This window comes from Desulfobacterales bacterium, from assembly GCA_028704555.1.
Taxonomy (GTDB): Bacteria; Desulfobacterota; Desulfobacteria; order Desulfobacterales; family JAQWFD01; genus JAQWFD01.
The window spans coordinates 1-3,914 of sequence record JAQWFD010000082.1; the positions used below are offsets into that span (position 1 = coordinate 1).

5 protein-coding genes are annotated in these 3,914 nt (G+C 45.2%); all 5 read right to left on the reverse strand.

Translation table 11 applies throughout. The features are described 5' to 3' along the window. The coding region (locus PHQ97_15940; GenBank protein MDD4394224.1) for a four helix bundle protein at positions 1 to 197 on the reverse strand (197 nt) is incomplete at its 3' end. Between the two features lie 613 nt (positions 198 to 810). Then, complete coding sequence (locus PHQ97_15945; GenBank protein MDD4394225.1) at positions 811 to 1,038, reverse strand: type II toxin-antitoxin system HicB family antitoxin; 228 nt, start codon at positions 1,036 to 1,038, stop codon at positions 811 to 813. A gap of 266 nt (positions 1,039 to 1,304) precedes the next feature. Next, entirely contained in the window at positions 1,305 to 1,643 is a 339-nt protein-coding gene (locus PHQ97_15950) for a type II toxin-antitoxin system PemK/MazF family toxin (protein MDD4394226.1), read from the reverse strand. Then, positions 1,633 to 1,833 carry a hypothetical protein gene (locus tag PHQ97_15955; GenBank protein MDD4394227.1) on the reverse strand — a complete coding sequence of 67 codons (201 nt, stop codon included), beginning with the start codon at positions 1,831 to 1,833 and terminating at the stop codon, positions 1,633 to 1,635. Before PHQ97_15955 ends, PHQ97_15950 begins: the two co-directional genes overlap by 11 nt. Before the next feature lie 363 nt (positions 1,834 to 2,196). Then, positions 2,197 to 3,468: an MBL fold metallo-hydrolase gene (locus PHQ97_15960; protein ID MDD4394228.1), complete on the reverse strand. Its 1,272-nt coding sequence runs from the start codon at positions 3,466 to 3,468 to the stop codon at positions 2,197 to 2,199. Positions 3,469 to 3,914: the final 446 nt, after the last annotated feature.

A 3,914-nucleotide genomic window follows, 5' to 3' on the forward strand; every position in this document is an offset into this window, starting at 1 on the left:
ACAAAATGTGCCACATAGCATCTCTTTTGCCACGATTCGCTGATGTTGGCTCCAATCGAACGCGATGATCTGCGCACTTGGTCCGTCAAGGAATACATCTCCTCCTTTGGGAAATTCTTTGTTAGAATAAAAATCTGTTGCTGTAGATCAAACGCTTTTTGATAAACGATAAGGTTCCGAAAGCTTCCAATTCTCATTCAGGTTTTCCCGCTACTGGTGTTTCTGTGATCTGTCGTCTGTATTCTGCCCTATGGCCTCTGTTCTCTGCCCTCCGTCCTCTGACTTCTGTCCTCTGCCGTCTGACTTCTGTTCTCTGTCATCTGGCCTCTGATCTCTGATCTCTGCCGTCTGACTTCTGTTCTCTGTCATCTGGCCTCTGATCTCTGATCTCTGCCGTCTGGCTTCTGTTCTCTGTCATCTGGCCTCTGATCTCTGATCTCTGCCGTCTGGCTTCTGTTCTCTGTCATCTGGCCTCTGATCTCTGATCTCTGTCGTCTGGCTTCTGTTCTCTGTCATCTGGCCTCTGATCTCTGATCTCTGTCGTCTGGCCTCTGCCATCTGACCTCTGGCTCTTAATGGTGCATCGAGTCTGGCTTGGCGTGGCATATTTTTTTTGCGGATTTACGGCATATTTTTGCCTCGGATTTACGCGGATGGGCGCGGATCTTTTTGTTGATATGGAACTTGCCGGCGGATAAATGGGGCTGTTTAGTCCTTATCATCCTTGATCATTTCAAATAACTCTTTAACAATTTTAGGATGCAATATTTTTCCTGCATGAAAGGGAATGAAGCAGTTAATCGATCAGGCTTAACAGGCATGAGCTACTTTGACCTCTAAAGGAGCAATAAAATAATTTGATTCTTTGAGTTTTGCCAGTTGATCCGGCTGTAGAGTTTCAATATAGAGTTCTACAGCTTCCTTAATATTATTAAGCGCCTCTTCCATAGTATCCCCCTGACTTACACAACCCTTTAATGCAGGCACATAGGCAAAATACCCATCATTATCTTTTTCAATTATTGCATTGAATTGCATGCTTTCACCTTTACCTTCGTATTTATTTGTTGTGATCGAGGGGGACGTTGATAGTTTATTAGCTTTTGATACTTTTCAGCCTCAGTGTGAACCATAACCGCCCCTTACCGTTTTCAACAGTTTACAGATTCTTTATAAAATCCGCCACATTTAAGCCTGCCTGGGAGATAACCGCTCTTAGCAGAAAACTTTCGGGGACATTACTTTGTGACTTTATTTTTTTTTAAAAATCTAAAGTTTGAAGGCTCGCTGACTGGCTTATGTACTTACAGACTGCTGCAGCCAAGGTAATCACACAGCCTCTCCACAACCTTCCGAAACACAGCGGCATCCAAGGCACCATAGTTCCTAACGATAATAGTTTCACTTAATGTAAAAATTTTATCAATACGTATCCAGCTCGGTTTAGGCAGCCGGCCGATGGCCATCGATTTTTCATTAATGCCAACCGCCGATTCTACGGTAGGTACCGAAGTAACCGCTAAGCCCATAAAATCACCGTGACTGTCGAGAGGGGTCACGACGAGAACAGGCCGTCTTTTTTTAGTATTTAAATCCGAATAGGGAAACGGGATGCCGACCAACTCACCGGGCTTACATGTCATTCCATACCTCATCTTCCAAGTTATCCCAAACGTGATACATGGCAGGTGTCTGCGATAGCATAAGATGGTCTGTTCGGATATCACGCAATCCATGCTTGGTTTCGATGAACTCAATAAAGTTGAGAACTTCTCGTGCTAAAGGTTCAGGCAGCCGGTTTGCTTCCTGACAAATCTTTTCAGCAATATTCATGGTAGATTCTTCCTAAGTAGGTAGACAAAAATATTTGCCTGTTATAAGATCAGTATCTGATAAATGATTCTCATCTTTTAATTTATATAGCAGGGCATTAAATGGATCGTAAAGGTAAAAAATTTGTATCCTCTATCGAACCCTTGACATTGAAATGGCTGTCGTGAACAGGGGGGACGCTGGTAACTTTATTAGTTTATCACTCTAATTCACCTGTTTGGATAACCCTTCAAAAAATTTTTTCCTTTTTTTCGCCCCATTATGAACGCTCACCCGCTTCACTCCTAAAACTTTTGTAACATCGGATGTTTTATGCCCACTCTCTTCTATGGCTATATACGACAGAGGTCAGAGGGCAGTAAATCAAGGTTTGACCCCCAATACTGACCCCAATGCGTGCATTGCCCTTGCTTCCCCGTGTACCAGCCGGATTTCTTTCGGGGGTCGGGGCATGGATTTTACCCAATTGACCAGCATGGTTTGATCGGCGTGGGCGGAGTAGCCTGTCAGGGAATGCACACCGGCCTTGACGGCAACCTGTTTCTCAATGATGCGCCGCCCGAGGGTTCCTTGTGCCTGGTATCCCACAAAAAAGATGTCGTTTTTCGGGTCATCCAGACCGTGTTTCAGATGGTCCAGGATGCGGCCGCCGGTACACATGCCGCTGCCGGCAATGATAACGGCCGGGCCTTTTATATCCAGAAGCTGCTGATGGTCCCGATAGGTTTCCACGGCATACAGTTTTTTGAAATCAATGGGATGATCACCGCCTGCCTTGAGTGCTTTTGCCTCTTTGTCCCAGAATTCATCGAGTTTTGAATACAGACGTATAATTTCCAGTCCGAGCGGAGAATCTATAAAAACAGGAACCGGGGTATTGATTCTGTCCAGTTCATAGATCAGCTCCTGTGTTCTTCCCAGGGAAAATGCAGGGATATAGACGATGCCTTTATCTGCCAGGGCCCGGTTGAGAAGATGTTTGAGCCGGCCGATGCGGTGCTTTCTGCCGGTGTGATTCCGATCGCCGTAGGTGGATTCAAGCACCAGCAGGTCACAGGCATCCGGTGGGTCAGGATCGGGCAGGATGGGGGTGTCGGTGCATCCCAGATCTCCTGAGAAAATTACCGTATACTCTCCTGCCGGGTTTCGGGGAAATTCAAACCGTATAAAGCACGAGCCCATAATATGTCCGGCATTGCCCAGTTTGAAGCGGATGCCTTTTTTCAGGGCAAACTGTTCGTGATATTCAAAGCCCCAGGAAAGGTCGTCAATGGCGTTTTCAAGGTGCCGGACCTGCTGGTCGCTTTTATGCGTAAAAGAGAGCGCATCGCGGAGCATGGGAACTAGCAGCGCTCTGGTGGCATGGGTGCAGATGATTTCACCTTGAAATCCTGCGTCGATCAGGTCCGGCACCCGGCCGATGTGGTCTATGTGAGCATGGGTCAGAAACAGATAATCAATATCCTGTGGTAAAACAGGAAACCGCTCAAAGGCAAGCTCAGGGTCATTGCCATAGGCTTTACCGCAATCCACAAGGATATTTACACCGCTGTCTGAATCCGGATGAGTCTGCACCAGATGGCATGAGCCTGTGACACAATTTTTTGCTCCGAGATGTTTGATTTCAGGTATCATTTTTTATCCGATGGGGACATTTCGGGGACATTCCATTGGTTTATTGGTTTCTTCGTTTTCAAGACTGCGCTTTTATTCTTTTGCCGCGGATTTACGCGGATTGGCGCGGATAATCTTTTTCCACAGATTATTTAGATCATATTTTTATCCACAGATTACTCAGATTACACAGATTATTTTTAAATTCAAGCACTCAATTTTTTTCTTTTTCTTTAATCTGTGCAATTTGCGTAATCTGTGGATAATATTCTTTCTTTTTCTTTAATCTGTGTAACCTGTGGATAATATTTCTTTTTTCCCAACGGATCTTCACAGATGGGCGCGGATTTTTTTAAAATTCAATCAAAACTGTTTAGGTAAGCCAGCCTGCTTAAGGACTCCATTGGCTGTATGGCGAGACTTTATGTGCGTGTCAACCACGAAGTTTATCTTTGTTACCGGACTGT

Excerpts from the sequence above, each read along its gene's own strand:
- PHQ97_15945 (MDD4394225.1), bottom strand. The coding sequence starts at position 1,038 with ATGCAATTCAATGCAATAATTGAAAAAGATAATGATGGGTATTTTGCC.
- PHQ97_15950 (MDD4394226.1), bottom strand. The coding sequence starts at position 1,643 with ATGACATGTAAGCCCGGTGAGTTGGTCGGCATCCCGTTTCCCTATTCG.
- PHQ97_15955 (MDD4394227.1), bottom strand. The coding sequence starts at position 1,833 with ATGAATATTGCTGAAAAGATTTGTCAGGAAGCAAACCGGCTGCCTGAA.
- PHQ97_15960 (MDD4394228.1), bottom strand. The coding sequence starts at position 3,468 with ATGATACCTGAAATCAAACATCTCGGAGCAAAAAATTGTGTCACAGGC.